Raw genomic sequence first — 20,519 nt, forward strand, 5'->3', positions numbered from 1 at the left:
GATGTGACAAAACCTGAGTCCTTGGTCGTTAAAGTGTTTGTTCGCACTTATATTTTAACTATTCGGACTCAGGTTTTTTTATTTAAAGTAAACTATGGGACAGCAGTGACCAAGTGGGCTTTTTTTTTAATTTACTCAGTTTAACTGGCCATGGCATCGACGGAGAGTTCTTTGACTGTTGGCTTGGCTTTTTCTGCGATTAAACCTAACTTGCTAAATAACTGTCTGTCCTTGCCTTCACCGGCATTCGGGGTTGTCAAAAGTTTTTCACCAGAGAAAAGCGAGTTGGCACCCGCCATAAAAGCCAGTGCCTGATCAGAATCAGATAAGGATTCACGACCCGCAGACAGGCGGATATAGCTCTTCGGCATAATAATGCGGGCAACTGCAATGGTACGAATCCATTCAGTGACATCCAGTTTTTCCACATCAGCCAGTGGCGTACCTTCAATAGGCACCAACATATTGATGGGTACCGATTCAGGGTGAATCGCTAATGTGGCTAACTCATGTAACAAACCAATACGGTCCTGACTGCTTTCACCCAAGCCGACAATACCGCCACTACAGACTTTCATGCCGGCCTGACGGACAAAGTCCAGTGTATTTAAACGGTCATCAAAGGTACGGGTACTGATCACATTGGAATAATATTCGCGTGAGGTATCCAGATTGTGGTTGTAGTAATCGAGACCGGCATCTTTTAAACGTTCTGCTTGCGACTGATTAAGCATGCCTAAAGTCATGCAGGTTTCCAGACCTAGTGACTTGACTTCTCTTACCATTTCCAGCACATAGGGCATATCGCGTTCATGCGGATTGCGCCACGCGGCTCCCATGCAGAAACGTGATGAGCCAGAAGCAAGCGCTTCCTTGGCTTCCTGAATTACTTTGTCCACGGCAATACGTTTTTCGGCTTCCAGTTTTGAATCGTAATGTGCAGATTGTGAACAATACTTACAGTCTTCCGGACATTTACCTGTTTTGATTGAAAGCAGGGTGCTGACCTGAATGGTATTTGCAGCAAAATGTTCACGATGAATGCGCTGTGCTTCAAAAACCAGATCTAAAAAAGGCCGGTTATATAAATCCTGAATTTCTTCTCGTGTCCAGTCATTACGTACATTCATTAGTGAAATTCCATAATCATCTTCATTATTGCGTTTATCATACATAATTTATGGCAAATCCAAAGGCATAAACGACCAAAAATAAGAGTATCTCACACTGGGTTTTTAAAATTTATGCTTATTGTAAGATTTTATATTTAGTCGCAAACTGAACCAGTTTAATATAAATATCACTGCAAAGTTTTTTTATTATTTTTATAAGTTTGTCCTGATCTGGAGTTTATGTTTTTTATTAGGGCAAAACTTTGTCAGTATCTTGAAATTAAAAAACTGGAATGACAGCTGTTAATTCTGGTTCATTATTGAACTAGATTTGGCCCGCTGTTCTTGAATTGCCCAGTCAATATGGACTTGCACAATCTCATCATGCTGGTCGCGAGTTTGCTTTAAAGTTTTCATAATTTCACGGGAAAAAGGCGCATTACCCAAACCAATGGCAATATTACGCATAAAGCTTTGGTAACCGGTACGCCGTAGTGGACTACCTTCGGTATGGGCTAAAAAAGTCTGTTCATCCCAATGCCATAAGTCCAGTAAACTCACCTGATCCAGACCATGCCGCGGATTAAAATCTTCAATTGTGGCTTTCTTGGCAAAACTGTTCCAGGGACAAATCAGCTGGCAATCATCACAGCCGAATACACGGTTGCCAATCCCGCGGCGCAATTCTTCAGGAATGATGCCTTGATATTCAATGGTCAGATAGGCAATACATTTACGTGCATCCAGCATGTAGGGCTCAACAATCGCCTGGGTTGGACAAATATCAATACACGCTGTACACGAGCCGCAGTGCTTGCTGCTTGGACCATCAAAGGGCAAATCCAGCGAGGTAAATAGCTCGCCCAGAACAAAGAATGAACCTGATTTTTTATGAATGAGCAGGGTATGTTTTCCGGTCCAGCCCATGCCGGCATTTTCAGCCAAGGACTTTTCAAAGATTGGCGCAGAATCCGCAAAGGGACGGGATTCAAAATCTCCCACCTTTTCCCGGATTTTCGTGGCGAGAGTCTTTAAGCGACCGCGCATGGTTTTGTGGTAATCACGGCCACGGGCATAACGCGCAATGATGGCGGCATTCGGTTCATCCGGTACATAACGCGGTTTAGGTGTTTCGACCAGATAATTCATGCGTACACAGATGATGCTTTTGGTCCCCGGAACCAGCAAAGTCGGGTCGGCACGTTTTTCTAGATTTTCTTGCAGAAATTTCATGTCACCGTGGTAGCCACGTTTCAAATATTCCTGAAAACGTGGCAATTCTTCTTGAGCATCCGGTTTGGCAATGACACAATCACTAAAGCCTAATTGCAATGCCTGGGCTTTAATCCACGCCTTCAGCGCTTCAGGATCGGTTTGATCTAAAGGAATTTTTTGTGATGCTGTGGAAGAAGCCATAATGATATAAAAAAGGAAGAACAATGCCTCAGCAAGTTTACCATAGCCCTGTTTATCATAGCCAAAGTATTCAAGCCTGGGAGCAACGCTGGTTTGCCCGGCAAAACAGTTCTTATGGCCTCATGCAGCAAGTGGCCTGGAGCATTGCACGGCGCTTAGTTCCTGTTTTTCAGCAACAGAATATACAAAATATCGCAGTTTGCTGTGGGCAGGGCAATAATGCCGGAGATGGATATCTCACGGCTAAATATCTAAAACAATACGGTTTTGATGTCGAGATTTACGCAGCTGAATTGGGTGCATCCAAAGATTTGCACACTGCCTGTCAGGAGGCAGTAGATGCTGAAATCAACATCTATGCAGGGTTTGCATTTCAAAAAAAATATAATGCCTATATTGATGCGCTGTTTGGCATTGGTTTAAACCGTGAGCTGGGTGCAGACTGGCAGCAGATCATTCAAGGAATTAATGCTCAGACAGGCCTGAAAATCGCCATTGATATTCCAAGCGGCTTACATGCCAATAGCGGTCAGCCTTTACCTTGTGCTATTAAGGCAGATTATACCTATACCGCGCTAGGCTTAAAGGCAGGACTTTTTACCGGTCAAGGCAAAGAGTTTGCCGGACAGGTGGAGGTGATTTCCCTCATTCCTGCCGATGCTGAATTACAGCCGATTGCCCAGCTTTCGCCAAGGTCTATTTCTCTGCCACAGCGTGAGGCTTTTGGTCATAAAGGCAGTTATGGCCATGTGCTGGTGGTGGGTGGTCATGAAAATATGGGCGGCGCAGTGATGATGGCGGCAGAATCGGCCTTTAGTGCGGGTGCAGGCAAAGTCACCATTGTCTGCCATGAAAAACATCACACCGCGATTTTGGCCCGTGCACCGAATATCATGCTGCGTGATATCAATGCCTTGACTAAAGTCGAAATTCAGCAACTTTTAGATCATGTTGATGCGGTGAGTTTCGGGATGGGACTTGGCCGTGACAGCTGGTCGGAACAGCAATATTTTAAATGGTTCCCTAAAATCAATGCCGCCGATCATTTACAGGTCGTGCTGGATGCAGATGCACTGTGGTTTCTAGCCGAGCATCCAGAAGCATTAAAATCGGATACTTATGCCACACCACATCCGGGTGAAGCAGCAAAATTGTTAGCTTGCTCGGTCAAAGAAGTTGAAAGCGACCGGATAGCCGCCATTCATCAACTTCAGGAAAAATATGCCGGACAATGGGTACTGAAAGGTTCAGGCAGTCTGATTCTACAAGATCAGCTGTGGATTTGTACCGCCGGTAATGCGGGCATGGGAACTGGCGGTATGGGGGATGTCCTGGCCGGTATGACTGCAAGTTTAAAAGCCCAATTTGCCGGGAAAATTCATTTGCATGAAATCGTGACTTTGCATGCTTTGGCGGGAGACTTACTTGCCAAGCAGGGCATGCGGGGTTTGCAGGCACATCATATGCATGACGCGGTATATCATGTGGTCAATACAGGAAGCTGTGATGAATAAAGCGCTAAAATTGTTAATTCAGGGTAAGGTGCAGGGCGTGGGTTATCGTCGCTGGTTTGAACAGCAGGCTCTGGAATTAGAACTGAAAGGTTATGTGAAAAATTTGCCCACGGGTGAAGTGGAGGCCATGCTTGTCGGTGATGAACTGACTATTCAGGAACTTGTGCAGCGAAGTTGGGCAGGGCCTTATCGGGCAGAAGTTTCCCATATTATTCAAACACCCGTTCAGCCAGATTCGAACCTGAAAGATTTTAAAATATTGTACTCAATGAAAACGCAATCAGAATAATGAGTTAAGAGGGAAAGATGGATAAATATCTGGTGGTGGATATCATAAATCCATAAATCATTTTAAAAACTATAAATTGTTCGTAAAGTTGAAATTGAAAATAGATTTTAGTCGATATTAGATTGATGAGTGTGGCATGGATGCCACACGTTTCCCATCACGACAAGGACGTCGTGTATGGGAAACAAAAGGTTTTTGTCTACTTTTGACCTTTCAAAAGTAGAGAGATTGCCTACGAGAAAGTAAAAAAAATTAACTCAATCAAATGAGGCCGTGCTGATTAAAATATCTAATATTGAACATTTTTTGATTTATGGAAGAGATCTATTCATAATTATTTATACGCAGCGCGCTGATACAGATTCAGCGAGCAGGTCATTTAAAGACATTGTGCAAAAAGAATTCAATAAATATAAGATCATTGAAAAGAATCAGACCATTATGATTTGTGAAATTAACCATCGTAACGAACTGGATGAGCTGGTATTTATCCGAATTGATCCGAGCCAGAAAAAGAACGTCAGGAACTTTGGACGGAGAATCACTTTTACTTATAGCAAGCAACCCTCAGTCCGGGAAATGCGTCAGGATTTTGCGCCATATCTTTCATGAATGAACTTAGCGTCTGCGAACACTATATCGGCTACGACCACGGGCCATGCCCCCTAAGGCATTCAGTACCGCCATTTTACTCATGCTGCCTGACGCATGTGCATGGCAAATGGCTGCGGCCAGTGCATCGGCAGCATCCTGCTGTGGTTTAATGCTTAAATTTAAAATCCGCATCACCATCATCTGTACCTGTTCTTTATCCGCTGCCCCATAACCCACGACCGATTGCTTGATTTGGCGGGCCGTATATTCAGCAACCTGCAAATCCAGATTGACCAAAGCCGCAATGGCTGCACCACGGGCCTGACCGAGTTTTAAAGCAGAGTCCGGGTTTTGTGCCATAAACACCTGTTCGACTGCGGCTTCAGTAGGGCCATGAAATTTAACAATCCGTTCCACACCTGCAAAAATCCGTTTTAAACGCTCAGGCATTTCCGGAGTTTCGGTACGAATGGTTCCTGCATCTACAAAAGTCAGTTTCTGCCCATCTTTTTCGATGATGCCATAACCTGTTAAACGTGAACCGGGGTCAATACCGATAATTAATGACATGCAAAGCCTTTAAAAATAAAATAATGCCCATATTGTTACATAAGCGTAGCAAAAAAGCTTGATGGTGATTAAGCCGTAAATGACTACACCTTATTCATTTTGTTGAGATTAGATTAATTTTCATGAAATTATTTCTTATTGTACTGGTTGGCTTAATCCTGGAAGTCTTTGTCTGGATTGGCGTGGGCGACCTCGTCGGCAGCATGTGGTACGTGTTTTTCTGGTTTGTTGCAGCCTTTTTTATCGGTATGAACCTGATTCGTAAATATTCAGCGGGTTTAATGCCGCAAATGCAGCAGATGCAAATGGGGCAAATGAGTGGCGACCCTGCATTGACCAATAATCTGCCTAAAATTCTGGCCGGTTTTTTCCTACTGATTCCAGGTTTAATAACCGATGTTTTGGCATTACTGATTTTGATTCCGGGCGTTCAGAATGCATTTAAAAATGTCATGATGAAAACCATGGCCAAACGTCAGCAAGCCATGATGGATAAAATGATGGGTGGCATGATGGGCAATATGAATGGCATGGGTGGTGATGCTCAGGGTCAGAATCCATTTGCCGATTTAATGCGTCAAATGCAAGACATGCAACAGGGCGGTTCACAGCGTCGCGATTCCAGCATTATTGATGGTGAAGCGCGTGAAGTGACACCCGAAGCGAAAAAAATTGAAATGAAAGATGTGAAAAAATAATTTTTTAAATGATATTTTTAAGCCGAATCATGAGGATTCGGCTTTTTTATGTTCTGGATTTTTATCTAAATTATTTAAAGCTACAATCATGCAAAAAATTGAACAAGCGATATAATACGTTTTTTAAAAAATCTCCTCTATTTCTATGTCACTGCTTTTGACCATTTGTGCACTGCATTTTGTTGCACAGCTTAGCCCAGGACCGGATGTTCTATTGATTGCCAGAAGTTCGGCATCGACCTCCAGAGCGAATACATTAAAGATTATTCTGGGTATTTCAGTTGGCATTCTAGTTTGGGTGGTGCTGACCTTGCTGGGTTTCACTGTACTGGTTGAACAGTTTCCATGGATACAACAGATTTTGATGCTGGTTGGTGGGCTGTTTTTGGCGCGGATGGGTTGGGCCATGCTGAAAGGAGGCTTAAAAACCTTGAAACAGCAAACCGGTATAGAGGCGGATGGTCAACAGGTTGCGACAGCAGATACGCAAAATTATTTTTTATCGGGATTATTGACCAATCTCTCCAATCCCAAAACGCTGATTTATTTTAGTAGTGTCTTTTCTCTGGCCTTAAGTTCTTCCGCTTCAAACCATTTAAAAACACAGCTTGCCATTATTATTCCCCTACAAACCTTTTTGGTCTTTGCTCTGCTCATGCTGATTTTATCCATGCCAAAAATTAAAATGGCCTATCAGCGTTCGGGCAGTTATATTGATGTGATCTCGGGCGGATTATTCCTGATTTTTGCCATCTGGTTATGGTATGACGCATTGACCATGCTTTAATGCTCTGTACTGATATCTTCAGTCGCAGGAATAGATGAGGGATCAGGGGATATGACTTGCTCATTTTTTTGTGGCTGTACATAACGGTTAGGTTTTAAGGTTGTTTCTGTATTTTCTGAACCTTTATAACTACGACTACGGTTGGCACGTTCGCGTAAGCCGCCTTTTTTAATCAGTTGAACCATACTATCCTCCTAGTCATTTACTGCTATTTTACTAAAAATATGAGCCAGCAGGTGGAGATAAAAATATCAAGATTAAAAGGTGATGTATGCGTATGATAAATCATCATTCTTTATTTTGAGGTTTTAAATTTTATATAAAAATTAATAATTTATTTTGATTTTGATGATGTTTTTGCTTAGGGAACTTTACATGTGACTCAATAGGCTTGTATTACCCAAAAGACTGGCTTAATATTTTATTGAGACTCCAGTCCCTCAGTGCCAAGAGTGGAAAAATAAAAACAAAAACAGTAGAAAGTGATAGGAGCATACCTATGTTATATCAATATCATTGTGCCTGTTGTAACAAGGTTGTGGAATCAACCGAAAAAGAATGCACAAATTGCGGTTCACACAATATTAAAAGTCCTTACGGTTTCTGGATTTTTTGTATTTTAACCTGCCTGGCAGCCGTAATTCTTTTTAAGATTGTCCATGTTTATTTACAGGATCATCAAGACGTTCCGGTGCAACCCTCGGTACTCGAAGTGATTAGTGCCAGACAATAATAGACTTCGGTTTGAAGGATTGAAAAAATCCTGATTGTTGATGATCAGGATTTTGTGGGGATCAGTTTTTAGATATTTAAAAAGTCTGCCTGATTGATGGCAGATAGAGCCTGGTTCACTTCAAAAATTTTTCCACGTATATGATCGATGCCAAAACTTTGCAAACGTGCAGTGTGCATGTGTAAGTATTTTTCTGCATTGGCTTGGCTGTCAAATAAATAGATGCCGCCTGCTTCCTGATTGGCACTATTTTCTGTCCATATTTTCCATAGCAGGCCATCTTCCTGATTAATGCTTTCGGCAAGTTGCTGATAGGCTTGACTCATTTCTGCCCCAAATGGACCTTGAGAAGGGAAGTCAACTTGAAGAATAACGGCCATGTTTTTATCCTATGCCATAAAAAGATGATTGATCATAACATTTTAAGCTTTTGTATATTATTTTAAAGCAGAAATAAAAAAGCCCACAAAAATGTGGGCTTTTTGATGCAAAAATTACAGTCCGGCAGAGGCTTTAAGCGCTTCCACTTTATCAGTTTTTTCCCAGGTAAATGCAGTGTCTGAACCTTGACGGCCAAAGTGACCATAAGCAGCAGTTTGCTTGTACATCGGTTGAATCAGGTTCAACATGCGGGTAATGCCATATGGGCGCAAGTCAAAGTGTTCACGCACCAATTGAATAATGAATTCTTCAGGCACTTTGGCTGTATTAAATGTATTGATTGAAATAGAAGTTGGCTCAGCAACACCAATTGCATAAGACACCTGAATTTCACATTTATCTGCCAGACCCGCTGCCACAATATTTTTCGCTACATAACGGCCGGCATAAGCTGCTGAACGGTCAACTTTTGATGGATCTTTACCAGAGAACGCACCGCCGCCGTGACGAGCCATACCGCCGTAAGTATCGACAATGATTTTACGGCCAGTTAAACCACAGTCACCCACAGGACCGCCAATCACAAACATCCCGGTCGGGTTGATATGGAATTTGGTGTCTGCATGGAACATTTCTGCAGGAATGATTTTTTTCACGATTTCTTCAATCACAGCTTCTTTAAGATTGGCTTGTGAAATTTCAGGATCATGTTGGGTAGAAAGTACCACGGCATCCAGACGAACCGGCAGGCCATTTTCATAGGCAAAAGTCACCTGACTTTTCGCATCCGGACGTAACCATGGTAGAGAACCATTGCGACGTAACTCAGCCTGTTTTTCCATCAAGCGGTGTGCATATGAAATTGGAGCTGGCATTAAAACGTCAGTTTCACGGCTGGCATAACCGAACATCAAGCCCTGGTCGCCGGCACCCTGATCTTCAGGTTTTTGACGGTCTACACCCTGAGCAATTTCAGGAGACTGCTTACCAATCATGTTGATTACCGCACAGGTTGAACCATCAAAACCAAGGTCAGAATGGTGGTAACCAATGCCATTTACGGTTTGACGTACAATCGCTTCGAAGTCAACATTCGCTGTTGTTGTGATTTCACCGGCAAGTACTACCGCACCCGTTTTTACAAGCGTTTCACAAGCAACCCGTGCATATGGGTCTTCTTTTAAGATTGCATCCAAAATAGCGTCACTGATTTGGTCAGCCATTTTATCCGGATGGCCTTCGCTTACAGATTCCGAGGTAAATACAGCGTACTCGCGCATAAGTCCTATCACAGTTAATAATTCAAAAGACGCAATATGTTACATCGAGTTGGACTTTTGGACCAGTTCTAGACGATAAAAATGGATGAATTTATTTCAATTCAATGACTTTTTAATTGATATGGGCATCTAAAAAACTGATAAGCCAGTGAAATTGAGTTTGAAAATTGGCATTTACCCTTCATGAATTTTGTTGAGCAAATATTTACTCAGGAATTCAAAAGTGAGACTGTTTTGAATTGAAAAACTTTCATGGAGAATAATAAAAGAGCTTTATGATTTAAAAAGATGATAAATATTAGCTGCTTATATTTATTTTCTTGGCGGGGATTTAGACTTGATCCAGCTTGCTGGGAAGGGTTTGAATAAAAGTCATCCAGTAAAAAGTAACCATGAACAGGGGGTAAATTTTTCAGTTAGTTTTATTTGAGCTGAATTTAATTCAGTTTTTTGGGTTTTTTGCACATTTATTCATCATTCTCGCGAAACTAAAATTGAGCTGTTTTCATTCTGTATTGGAAATTTATCAAATCGTCAGCAAATGAAAATGATTTTATGAATGATAGAGGTGTTGAATGATATATCCACTCGCTAAAAGGCAGCGGACTGTTCGTTCAAATGTCATATATAAGTTTTAAACTCAATAGGTCAAGGCATTTACGTGTGTGCCAAGTCTCTGCAAATGATGTGAAATTGAGCTTTGCCTGCATTAAAATATGCCCCGAGGTGAATAAATGCCGAAATGTTGGCTATTAGGCTTTACCCCTTGCTGTTTTTTTAAGACAATATAGCCAGCTTTGAATTTTCCTATTCATCATCTTCTTTAAACGATTTAGTTGGACTCTGACCTATGACAACCCCGCTTAACGAACGTCGTATTGCAAACGCAATTCGTGTATTGGCAATGGATGCTGTGCAAAAAGCAAATTCAGGACATCCAGGTGCTCCGATGGGGATGGCAGACATCGCTGATGTCGTTTGGCGCGAATTTTTAAATCACAACCCGCAAAACCCGCAATGGGCAAACCGTGACCGTTTTGTATTGTCTAATGGCCATGGTTCTATGTTGCAATATGCGCTATTGCATTTGACCGGTTATGATCTTTCTATCGAAGATTTAAAATCTTTCCGCCAGTTACATTCTAAAACTCCGGGTCACCCAGAATTAGGCTATGCACCAGGGATTGAAACTACGACTGGTCCATTGGGTCAGGGTATTGCCAATGCGGTTGGTTTTGCTTTAGCTGAAAAAACCTTGGCTGCTCAATTCAACAAAGACGACATCCAGGTTGTAGACCATTTCACTTACTGTTTCCTGGGTGATGGCTGCTTGATGGAAGGTGTTTCACATGAAGCATGTTCACTGGCGGGTACTTTGGGTCTAGGTAAATTAATTGCTTACTATGACGACAACGGCATTTCTATTGACGGTGAAGTTGAAGGCTGGTTCTCTGACGATACAGAACAACGTTTCTTATCTTATGGCTGGCAAGTGATTAAAGTGAATGGTCACGATAGCGATGCGATCCGTCAGGCAACTGTAGAAGCAAAAGCGGAAACGGCTAAGCCAACCATCATTATCTGTAAAACAATTATTGGCCTGGGTTCACCAAACAAACAAGGTAAAGAAGATTGCCACGGTGCGCCACTGGGTAACGACGAAATCGCATTGACTCGCGAAGCTTTGGGCTGGAAAGAAGAAGCATTTGTGATTCCTGCTGACGTTTATGCAGCTTGGGATGCCAAAGACAAAGGCGCTCAATCTGAATCTGCATGGAACGAAACTTTTGCAGCATATGCCGCAAAATACCCAACTGAAGCAGCTGAACTTAAACGCCGTTTAAGCGGTGAATTACCGGCTGACTTCGTTGCTAAAGCAGATGCTTATATTGCTGAAGTGAATGCAAAAGCAGAAACCATTGCAACCCGTAAAGCCAGCCAGAATGCACTTCAGGCACTTGTACCATTATTGCCAGAGGTTCTGGGCGGTTCTGCTGACCTGGCAGGTTCTAACCTGACGCTTTGGAAAGGTGCGCAAGGCGTACAAGACAATCCGGCGGGTAACTATGTTCACTACGGCGTACGTGAATTTGGTATGACTGCAATTGCCAACGGTGTAGCACTGCATGGCGGTTTCATCCCTTACGTTGCAACATTCCTGATGTTCATGGAATATGCGCGTAATGCAGTACGTATGTCTGCATTAATGAAACAGCGTGTCATCCACGTTTATACCCATGACTCAATCGGTCTGGGTGAAGATGGTCCTACGCATCAACCGGTAGAACAGATCGCCTCTTTACGTGGCACGCCAAACTTAAATACCTGGCGTCCATGTGACACTGTAGAAGCTTCTATTTCATGGAAATCTGCATTGTTACGTAGTGAAGGTCCTACCGCGTTAATTTTCTCTCGTCAAAACTTGCCATTCCAGACCCGTACTCAAGCGCAAATTGAGAACGTTGCTAAAGGTGGTTATGTTCTGGCTGAAGAAAAAGGTGAATTAAAAGCCATCATTATTGCCACAGGTTCTGAAGTTTCATTGGCAATGGAAGCTTATGCGCAGCTTGAAGGTGTGCGTGTAGTGTCTATGCCGTGTGCAGAAGAGTTTGTGAAACAGGATGCAGCTTACCGTGAAGCGGTTCTTCCATCTCATATTCGTGCGCGTGTAGCCGTTGAAGCTGCGCATGTGGATTACTGGTGGAAATTCGTGGGTCTGGATGGTCGCGTGATCGGGATGACCACTTACGGTGAATCTGCGCCTGCAAAAGATTTGTTCCAATACTTCGGTATTACCACTGAAGCAGTGGTTGCAGCAGTGAAAGAAATTACCGCTTAATCGATTCGATTAGCCGGTTAAAAGACGCCCCAGTAGAAGGGGCGTTTTTTATTGCAAAATAACGATTTGTAACGAATGATTTAAAGCTACAGGTTTAAAATTAATTCATTCATACAGTATTCAGCCCGGGGTGCATGATTGCCCCAAGTGAGGAAAATATGAGCCTTTATGATCAGATTAATGATGAAATTGTCCTGATGGATGCTGGTGAACAGAAATGGATTGGTGCAGACCTCGAACTTGATGCCATGGTTGCGGTTGAACTGATGCTGCAAGACTTGCAGGAAGACAAGGTGATTAAGATTCGCCGTAAGAATCATGAAAAGCATACCGGCTTGAAGCAAATCGACCGTATTCTGGTTGAAAAGTTATAAAGATGAAAAACCTTTAAAAAGCCCCAGTCGGGGCTTTGATTATTTTGGACATTTAAAAATCATCAGTTAGGCATAGCTCAATTTTGATGATTTGATCATGATTTTTATCAACTGTATATTTTTGTATGAAATTTTTAATAAAAACAGACAGAAGCGACAAAACCAATAAAGTTGCGGATCAGGGTTTAAAACAATTTATGATTGAGTATCAATATATTAAGATTAGGTGATTTCATCATTTCATTTATAGGGCTAGATAACCGTTAATTGTTCTATTCTTGCAACATATCGTTTTATGTATATCGGTGAATTAAGATAAGAAAGGTATAGACTAATAACCATTCCAAAGCGAGATAATGACACATGAATTTCAAAGCAATAACTTTAGGTTTGGCGGTAGCATCGGTAGCAACATTGTCTTTGGCAAAGCCTGTAGCTTACCAAATTGACCCAACCCATACAGCGACTGTATTTAGCTGGAACCATTTTGGTTTTTCTACCCCATCTGCAAACTTTAGCGACATTCAAGGTACCATTAACGTTGATAATGCAAAACCTGCAAATTCATCTGTGAATGTGACTATTCCTTTATCGAGTTTAAATACCAATGTCAAAGCATTGGATGAGCATTTAAAAACAGCAGATTTTTTTGATGCAGCCAAATATCCTAACATCACTTTTAAAAGTACCAAGGTTCAAGCTTTAGGTAAAAACAAATACAAAATCACGGGTAACCTGACCGTAAAAGATGTAACCAAACCGGTGGTTTTAGATGCAGTCTTAAACAAACAGGGCGTACACCCAATGACTAAAGCAGAGTCTATTGGTTTCAATGCAACGACTTCTTTTAACCGTTCAGCATTTGGCGTAGGCGCTTATGTTCCAAATGTGGGCGATAAAATCACGGTAAACATTACCACTGAAGCCTCTGTTCCTGCGAAAAAATAAGTTCGAAGTGGCTCATAAAAAAGCACCATTAAGATGGTGCTTTTTTTATTGAAATTTTTCTTTAAATTGCTGAAATCTGTTGGAGATATGCCTGCAATACAGAATGGGCCTGCATTTCTAAGGCATGCGTATAGCGTTGATTGTCTGCCCGCAAAGCAGGAATGGAGATATTGGCTTTGCGCAATTCGCAGGTATGGCCAATGAGCCATTTTTCCAGACTGTCTGCTGCAACTTCAATATGGAATTGCAAGGCCAGAATATTTTTACCTATCGCAAAGGCCTGATTGGGGTAAATTGCTGAACTGGCCAATAATTCAGCCTGTTCAGGTAAATCGAAAGTATCGCCATGCCAGTGTAATACCGGGGTATCCATTAAGGGTGTAAGCAGGTTATGTTCAGTATTGGACAGGCTTAAGTGACTCCAGCCAATTTCCTTTTGATGGCCTGCATAGACTTTGGCTCCCAAGGCATGCGCAATCAGTTGGGCACCCAGACAAATGCCTAAAGTTGGCAAATTTTCTTTTAAGCGAACTTTAAGTAAGTCTATTTCTTGTTGTAAGAATGGATAGTCCTCTGTTTCATAAACCCCAATCGGTCCACCTAAAATAATAGTTAAGCCTTTATGCTGAAATGCTTTACTTAAGTCATCTACGCCGGCTTCAAAATAACGTACCCGAAAGCCCAGTTGATAAAATATATCTTCCAATGCACCCAGATCTTCAAAAGCAAGATGCTGAATGGCATAAATGGTGTCGGGAAAGTCTGGAGATGCTGTAGTCATATACTATTTTTCTAAGAGGGCAGGAATAAGTGCAATTTAGCCTGAATAGCCAGAAAAATGAAGATTTCTCTTGGATTGTTTGCAATTTAAAGCAAAAAAAGCGAACCGAAGTTCGCTTTTGATATCCTTTATACAAGGTTATGTTAGAAGAAGCCCATTGGCTTGGTGGCATAGCTGACCAACAAGTTTTTGGTTTGCTGATAATGATCTAGCATCATCTTGTGGTTTTCACGTCCGATCCCTGATTTTTTATAACCACCGAAAGCGGCATGCGCAGGGTAGATGTGATAACAGTTGGTCCATACACGACCAGCTTCAATTGCACGGCCCGCACGGTAAGAGGTATGCGCAGAACGTGACCAGACACCCGCACCCAAACCATAAATGGTGTCATTGGCAATTCGGATGGCATCATCAAAATCTTTAAAGGTGGTCACTGCCAGTACCGGTCCAAAAATTTCTTCCTGGAATGTACGCATGTCATTGGTACCTTTGAAAATGGTCGGCTCAATGTAGAAGCCTTGGCCCACTTCACGGCGTTCACCGCCACCAGTCAGCAATTCAGCACCTTCTTCACGGCCTGTGGCAATACAGCCCAAGATTTTATCCTGCTGCTCTTGCGATGCCTGAGCACCAATCATGGTGTCGGTATCCAGCGGATGACCGGTTTTAATGCGTTTTACCCGCTCTACTGCCATCTCCAGGAACTGGTCAGCAATACTTTCCTGAATTAACGCACGTGATGGACAGGTACAGATTTCCCCCTGGTTCAGCGCAAACATGGTAAAGCCTTCCAGCGCTTTTTCCAGGTAGTCATCTTGCTGAGCCATGATATCTTCAAAGAAAATGTTTGGTGATTTACCGCCCAACTCTAGTGTGACTGGAATAATATTTTCGGTTGCATATTGCATGATCTGCTGACCCACAGCTGTTGAGCCGGTAAATGCAATTTTGGCAATACGCGGGTTGGTAGCCAGTGGGCGGCCCACTTCAATGCCATAACCGTTCACAACGTTTAGTACGCCTGCCGGTAGCAGGTCCTGAATCAGTTCAACCAGGACCAAAATACTTGCCGGAGTTTGCTCAGCAGGTTTTAAAACAATACAGTTACCCGCAGCCAGAGCCGGTGCCAGTTTCCAGGTCGCCATTAAAATCGGGAAGTTCCACGGAATGATCTGTCCGACCACACCTAAAGGCTCATGGAAATGGTAGGCAATGGTATCTTCGTCTATTTCTGAAATGCCGCCTTCCTGTGCACGGATACAGCCGGCAAAATAACGGAAATGGTCAATCGCCAAAGGAATGTCTGCCGCCAGGGTTTCACGAATCGGCTTACCATTATCCCAGGTTTCTGCAACCGCCAACAGTTCCAGATTGGCTTCTAAACGGTCGGCAATTTTTAACAGGATATTGGAACGGGTAGTCGGAGAGGACTTGTTCCATTGTGCTTTGGCTTTATGCGCTGCATCGAGTGCCAGTTCGATATCTTCAACGCTTGAGCGCGGAACTTTGGTGAAGGCTTTGCCATCTACAGGAGAAATATTGTCAAAGTATTCTCCTTTTACAGGAGCGACCCATTGTCCACCAATGAAGTTTTCATACTGGGCCTTAAACTGAACTTTTGAACCGGGTTGATTAGGATCGACGTAACGCATATGTATTTTCCTTTGCTTATTCTCGTGTGGAGAAGCTGTATCTACAGCTTTGGTATAAGGTACTTTTGTACATTATTTGATTAGCATACAGGGAATAAGGTTGGAGAAAGGTTGGAGACAAGAAGGTTTACAATCTTTCCAAACAGTCTTAAAAAATAAAGATTACAGTGGATGTAAGTCATGAATTGTTGTGAGAATAAGGAATGATGAATAAGCAAAGTTTGATGCAAAAAAGACAGAAAATTGAGCAATTTAGACAAAGTAGCAGTCTTTCTCCCTTGCACGCGGAACAATTGGGCCAAAGCATTGTCAGTTCCTGGCAACGCTCAACTTCTGCTGAAATCCCAAAAGATCGTGCAGCTGCGCCCTTGGTTCATTTACAAAAAGAAACCTATCCTTCGGGCCTGGCACAAGCCCTGCAACATTGTATGCAGGATTTAAAACATATTGCTGAACAATCTTCCATGGTGCTGGCGGTTGGAGATATCGGCAGTACCATCATCTGGACAGCGTCGAGCCCACAAATGCAGCGTGCAGCCGAAAGCGTGCATTTTATCGAAGGCGGGCAGTGGCGCGAGGAACTGGTCGGAACCAATGCCTTGGCTTTATCACTTAAAACCCAGCAGTCGAGCTGTGTGTTTTCCAATGAGCATTACATGTCTTCCATTCATGATTGGGTCTGTTATGCAGCACCGATTGTTGATCCCTATTCCAAACAGGTTTTAGGGGTGATTGACCTGTCGACCACCTGGCAAAAGCATAATAGTCTGGGCCTGCTTGCAGCTGAACGCTGTGCCTCGATTATTCAGTCGGCATTACTTGAATATCAAAAACAGCGCCTGTTTATCCGGGCTTTTTCCGTGCCGCAAGTGTTGTTTAATGGCAAGGTCCTGGTGCTCACGCCAAGACAAATCGAAATTTTGACCATTCTGGCTTTGTGTCCGCAAGGTTTAAGCCTGGACAGTTTACATCAGGCCTTATACGGTGAACGCAAAGTCAGCATCGGCACCTTAAAGGCAGAAATGTCACAGTTGCGCGATATTCTAGGCGGTATGCTGGGTTCCAGGCCTTATCGTTTATTGGCACATGTCGAAGCTGACTTTTTACTGACCGAACAGTCTCTTGATGCCGGATATATCGATTCTGCCTTAAAACTGTGTACCGGTGTTTTTCTGGCAAAAACGGAAAGCCCATTTTTATGTGCCTGGCGTGATTGTCTGGAATCGCGTTTAAGTCATGCCATTTTTAAAGCCAATGAAACCGATGTTTTGCTTAAACACGTGGCACATTTTCCAGAAGCGATTGATGCGGTGGAGCGCTTGATTGAACTGATGCCAAAAACTCACCCCGTGCATCAAACCTTGCTGAAATATAAAGACAATTAATGCTGATATCGGATAATTGTCTTTATAAGCCTTTCTGCTTTAACCATTCAAACAGTTGTTGATAGACAGTTTCGCGCACCGATTTTTCTGACAGTACCAAGTCATGTAAGCCATCTTTTATTTCGCTGATGGTGACATCTCCTTTTATTTTTTGGGCATATTTTTTTATGTGCTTGACATCTAGAATTACATCACTGGTTTGAGCATATTTATGCCATTTTTTCGGATTTTTGGTTTGATGGGAATGCATCACCAAAGTCGGGACATTTAAGCTCACGCCTTGATGAATTTCCTTTTGTGCTTCAAAAATGGCCCGGACAAAACTCAGGCGAACCATAGGATAAGTGACTTGTTTCCATTCCAGATTAAAGTCCCATTCTCCCTTCAAGCTGTGGTGCAGACTGGTCACATACCATTTATTCAGTTCGCTGGGGAACTTTAAATCCGGGCAGATTTTGCCGACGCGACTTAAATTAGGCAGCCCCAATTTTTTCTTGATCGGGTTCATATTAAAGTCGTAAAAGGGACTATTGACCCAAAGTGCTTTAATTAATGGATGATCGGGATGATGGGCGGCATAAAGTGTGGTGGTCAAGCCGCCAGTCGAATGTCCACAGAGCAGCACCGTATCATGTCCTTCTGCACCTATAATGTCTAAGGCTTGGCTAATCTCGGCATCATATTCCGACATTTCGCGGACGTTATAATATTTTTGATGGGGCAGATGTGAGCGGCCATATTTGCGTAAATCTAGCGCATAAAAGTCAAAACCATGCTGGTTAAACCGTTCTGCCATTTCGGTTTGAAAAAAATAATCAATAAAACCATGAATATATAAAACAGCTTTAGGGGTGGTTTGCGCTGCTTTTTTTCGAATTAAAGTTGCAGTGACTTGACCTTCATAATCATCGGGAAAGTCCAGCGTGGCCTGTTCATAGCCTGGACCTAATACATCCAGCTGGTAAAGCGGTTCAAGGGTGCCATTTGTGATTGTACCATTTGTCATTGTTATACTCATTTGGAAACATCGGTTTTTCTTATCCTTCATGATGGGCAGTAATTTGTCAAATTGAATTATTTTAATAAAAAAAAGCAACCCCATTCCTGACCCCGTGTTATACAGGGTCCAAGGGATCAGTTGAGGAAACAGCCGGTTCAAGACGATTTCCTCAGCCGCTCCAGACTGGAACGGGAATGTGGGTTGCCAAAAATGTAAGTCAAAAGATAGGAGAGAAGACTTACATGGAGGTCTATACGGCTGCTTTAAAATCGACTACCGATGCATTGGATTTCAAAGCTGCCTTAAAGATATCGACCACTTGTGCATGTGTGGCTTTACGCGGGTTAGTCAGCATGCAGGCATCTTTCTGTGCATTTTCAGACATGATGCCTAAATCAGCTTCTTTTACCCCCAGTTCGGCTAAACCTGATGGAATACCGATTGAGGCTGAAAGCTGGCGAATTGCCTGGATGGCTTCATATGCCGCTTCAGTTATGGTTAAGCCCTCTGTATTTACCCCCATGAGCTGGGCAATTTTGGCATAACGGTCAGGGCAGGCAATCAGGTTAAACTCGCAGACATGCGGCAGCAAAATGGCATTACATACACCGTGCGGCAAGTTATAGAAACCGCCGAGCTGATGCGCCATGGCATGCACATAACCGAGCGATGCATTGTTAAAAGCCATGCCTGCAAGATATTGTGCATAGCTCATGGCATCACGCGCTTCCAGGTTTTCACCATTGGCAACGGCAGGGCTGAGCCATTCGCTAATCATGCTAATCGCTTTTTCTGCGCAGGCATCGGTAATGGGAGTGGCAGCTGTAGAGACATAAGCTTCAACGGCATGCGTCAAGGCATCCATACCGGTTGCTGCAGTTAAGGCCGCAGGTTTTGCCACCATCAGTTTAGGATCATCAATCGCAATCAATGGGGTGCAGCGCCAGTCCACAATCGCCATTTTTACATGGGTTTCGGTATTGGTAATAATACAGAAACGCGTCATTTCAGATGCCGTACCGGCTGTAGTGTTAATCGCAATCAGCGGCGTCATTGGAACTGTACTTTTATCGATCCCTTCGTAGTCACGAATATGACCGCCACCCGCTGTCACCAGGCCAATGCCTTTGGCACAGTCATGCGATGAACCGCCACCCAAGGACACAATAAAATCACAGGCATGCTCGTTATAGGCCTGTACGCCGTTATGCACGTTGATATCGGTTGGGTTAGGCTCTGCGCCCGGGAAAATGTGACTGTCTACACCAGCATCTTTTAAGTAGGCGGCAATGGTATCTGCCACACCAAATTTGAACAGACCGGCATCAGTTACAATTAAGGCTTTTTTTGCGCCTAAACTTTGTGCCTTTGCGCCAATTTCTTTGGCACAGCCTGGACCGAAAAGTGAAACACAGGGAATATAAAAACCGTTGGTTTGATCTGCAATATTTTTAAAAGCCATGGTGCGATTCCTTCTACCATTCGTTGTATTATCGGTGACCCTCACCGTGATTTGAGTATTCAATGAAGCGTAAAAAAATCCCACCTACCAAAAACCTACCATTTAAATTTTAGATATTTTTGATGCAGGAATTGTAGAAAATTAAAATGTGGAAGGGGGTTGGAATTAGCTTGAATGAATGATAAAACTTTTAGAGTGAAAGATAATTTTAAAAATCATTTTTTAGGAACAAGAAAAAGTTAAGGACAAATCTGAAAGTGCGATACAGATATTTTTCTTTTATGAATAGATTATCTTTCATTGAAAAAAATATTTTATTTATATGAATATTATGATGAAGTGTAGGGGGATGTATGGAAGCCACACAAAATAAAGATGTCAAATTATTACATGCCATACATAAAATTTTACTGCAGGAATGGGATCCCTTGGGGATTTGCTGTAACCCTTCCATGCGGGATGAATATGAGGATTATTTACCCAAAATTTTTAATATGCTGAATGAAAATGCAAGCGAGTCTGAAATTTTTGACTATCTCTGGCGTATTGAACATAAGGTCATAGAGCAAAAAGGAAATAAGCAACATACTTTAAGAATAGCGAGTTTGCTTAAGGGACTGTCGGTTTAAAGCTCAAATGAATGAGACAATTGAGTAGCCCATAGCAAAAGGGCGATCAACTTCATCCACAACAGGCGTAAA

At 42.7% G+C, this 20,519-nt stretch carries 20 protein-coding genes; 10 read left to right on the forward strand and 10 right to left on the reverse strand.

What is annotated here, in order from left to right; genetic code table 11:
* Positions 1-140: 140 nt before the first annotated feature.
* Both bioB and queG read right to left on the reverse strand, forming a co-directional pair.
* Positions 141-1,130 carry a biotin synthase BioB gene (gene bioB, locus ACPUEY_RS09680; protein WP_092819500.1) on the reverse strand — a complete coding sequence of 330 codons (990 nt, stop codon included), beginning with the start codon at positions 1,128-1,130 and terminating at the stop codon, positions 141-143.
* Between the two features lie 285 nt (positions 1,131-1,415).
* Positions 1,416-2,528 (reverse strand): tRNA epoxyqueuosine(34) reductase QueG, encoded by a 1,113-nt coding sequence (gene queG / locus ACPUEY_RS09685; protein WP_180176761.1) that lies wholly within the window; start codon positions 2,526-2,528, stop codon positions 1,416-1,418.
* Positions 2,529-2,551: 23 nt separating this feature from the next.
* Here queG and ACPUEY_RS09690 point away from each other — a divergent pair, with 23 nt between their 5' ends.
* Both ACPUEY_RS09690 and ACPUEY_RS09695 read left to right on the forward strand, forming a co-directional pair.
* Complete coding sequence (locus ACPUEY_RS09690; protein ID WP_425121934.1) at positions 2,552-4,042, forward strand: NAD(P)H-hydrate dehydratase; 1,491 nt, start codon at positions 2,552-2,554, stop codon at positions 4,040-4,042.
* Positions 4,035-4,331 (forward strand): acylphosphatase, encoded by a 297-nt coding sequence (locus ACPUEY_RS09695; RefSeq protein WP_425121935.1) that lies wholly within the window; start codon positions 4,035-4,037, stop codon positions 4,329-4,331. The genes ACPUEY_RS09690 and ACPUEY_RS09695 overlap by 8 nt, the downstream gene beginning before the upstream one ends.
* A 618-nt stretch (positions 4,332-4,949) precedes the next feature.
* On the opposite strand, the gene ruvC is transcribed toward ACPUEY_RS09695, so the two are convergent.
* Positions 4,950-5,495, reverse strand: coding sequence for a crossover junction endodeoxyribonuclease RuvC (gene ruvC / locus ACPUEY_RS09700; RefSeq protein WP_092819320.1), 546 nt, complete (start codon positions 5,493-5,495; stop codon positions 4,950-4,952).
* A gap of 122 nt (positions 5,496-5,617) precedes the next feature.
* Between ruvC and ACPUEY_RS09705 the strand changes: the two genes are divergently transcribed.
* Both ACPUEY_RS09705 and ACPUEY_RS09710 read left to right on the forward strand, forming a co-directional pair.
* Entirely contained in the window at positions 5,618-6,193 is a 576-nt protein-coding gene (locus ACPUEY_RS09705) for an FxsA family protein (RefSeq protein ID WP_261180876.1), read from the forward strand.
* Between the two features lie 145 nt (positions 6,194-6,338).
* Positions 6,339-6,980 (forward strand): LysE family transporter, encoded by a 642-nt coding sequence (locus ACPUEY_RS09710; RefSeq protein ID WP_425121936.1) that lies wholly within the window; start codon positions 6,339-6,341, stop codon positions 6,978-6,980.
* Here the strand turns inward: ACPUEY_RS09710 and ACPUEY_RS09715 are convergent.
* Complete coding sequence (locus ACPUEY_RS09715) at positions 6,977-7,165, reverse strand: hypothetical protein (RefSeq protein WP_425121937.1); 189 nt, start codon at positions 7,163-7,165, stop codon at positions 6,977-6,979. The genes ACPUEY_RS09710 and ACPUEY_RS09715 overlap by 4 nt on opposite strands.
* Before the next feature lie 314 nt (positions 7,166-7,479).
* Between ACPUEY_RS09715 and ACPUEY_RS09720 the strand changes: the two genes are divergently transcribed.
* A complete protein-coding gene (locus tag ACPUEY_RS09720; RefSeq protein WP_092819324.1) occupies positions 7,480-7,713 on the forward strand; it encodes a hypothetical protein in 234 nt (77 codons plus the stop codon).
* Positions 7,714-7,781: 68 nt separating this feature from the next.
* On the opposite strand, the gene ACPUEY_RS09725 is transcribed toward ACPUEY_RS09720, so the two are convergent.
* On the reverse strand, positions 7,782-8,093 hold the full coding sequence (locus tag ACPUEY_RS09725; RefSeq protein ID WP_425121938.1) for a monooxygenase: 312 nt from the start codon (positions 8,091-8,093) through the stop codon (positions 7,782-7,784).
* 114 nt (positions 8,094-8,207) lie between these two features.
* Positions 8,208-9,374, reverse strand: coding sequence for a methionine adenosyltransferase (gene metK / locus ACPUEY_RS09730; RefSeq protein ID WP_092819326.1), 1,167 nt, complete (start codon positions 9,372-9,374; stop codon positions 8,208-8,210).
* An 850-nt stretch (positions 9,375-10,224) separates the two neighbouring features.
* Between metK and tkt the strand changes: the two genes are divergently transcribed.
* From tkt to ACPUEY_RS09745, 3 genes are all read left to right on the forward strand, one after another.
* On the forward strand, positions 10,225-12,213 hold the full coding sequence (tkt, locus tag ACPUEY_RS09735) for a transketolase (RefSeq protein WP_425121939.1): 1,989 nt from the start codon (positions 10,225-10,227) through the stop codon (positions 12,211-12,213).
* Between the two features lie 158 nt (positions 12,214-12,371).
* A complete protein-coding gene (locus tag ACPUEY_RS09740) occupies positions 12,372-12,587 on the forward strand; it encodes a hypothetical protein (RefSeq protein WP_086195075.1) in 216 nt (71 codons plus the stop codon).
* Between the two features lie 363 nt (positions 12,588-12,950).
* Positions 12,951-13,535, forward strand: coding sequence for a YceI family protein (locus tag ACPUEY_RS09745; RefSeq protein WP_086175873.1), 585 nt, complete (start codon positions 12,951-12,953; stop codon positions 13,533-13,535).
* A gap of 61 nt (positions 13,536-13,596) precedes the next feature.
* On the opposite strand, the gene ACPUEY_RS09750 is transcribed toward ACPUEY_RS09745, so the two are convergent.
* Entirely contained in the window at positions 13,597-14,316 is a 720-nt protein-coding gene (locus tag ACPUEY_RS09750; protein WP_425121940.1) for a glutamine amidotransferase, read from the reverse strand.
* Between the two features lie 143 nt (positions 14,317-14,459).
* On the reverse strand, positions 14,460-15,971 hold the full coding sequence (gene exaC, locus ACPUEY_RS09755) for an acetaldehyde dehydrogenase ExaC (protein WP_261180886.1): 1,512 nt from the start codon (positions 15,969-15,971) through the stop codon (positions 14,460-14,462).
* Between the two features lie 203 nt (positions 15,972-16,174).
* Between exaC and ACPUEY_RS09760 the strand changes: the two genes are divergently transcribed.
* Positions 16,175-17,356 (forward strand): helix-turn-helix domain-containing protein, encoded by a 1,182-nt coding sequence (locus ACPUEY_RS09760; RefSeq protein WP_261180887.1) that lies wholly within the window; start codon positions 16,175-16,177, stop codon positions 17,354-17,356.
* A 22-nt stretch (positions 17,357-17,378) separates the two neighbouring features.
* Here the strand turns inward: ACPUEY_RS09760 and ACPUEY_RS09765 are convergent, their stop codons facing one another.
* Positions 17,379-18,362, reverse strand: coding sequence for an alpha/beta hydrolase (locus ACPUEY_RS09765; RefSeq protein ID WP_425121941.1), 984 nt, complete (start codon positions 18,360-18,362; stop codon positions 17,379-17,381).
* Between the two features lie 244 nt (positions 18,363-18,606).
* Positions 18,607-19,818, reverse strand: a complete 1,212-nt coding sequence (gene mdh / locus ACPUEY_RS09770) for an iron-dependent methanol dehydrogenase (RefSeq protein WP_261180890.1) — start codon at positions 19,816-19,818, stop codon at positions 18,607-18,609.
* 353 nt (positions 19,819-20,171) lie between these two features.
* On the opposite strand from mdh, the gene ACPUEY_RS09775 reads away from it, so the two are divergent.
* Positions 20,172-20,447, forward strand: a complete 276-nt coding sequence (locus ACPUEY_RS09775; RefSeq protein ID WP_092819334.1) for a hypothetical protein — start codon at positions 20,172-20,174, stop codon at positions 20,445-20,447.
* Positions 20,448-20,519: the final 72 nt, after the last annotated feature.

Source organism: Acinetobacter sp. G11, from assembly GCF_049808495.1.
Lineage (GTDB): Bacteria > Pseudomonadota > Gammaproteobacteria > Pseudomonadales > Moraxellaceae > Acinetobacter > Acinetobacter kookii.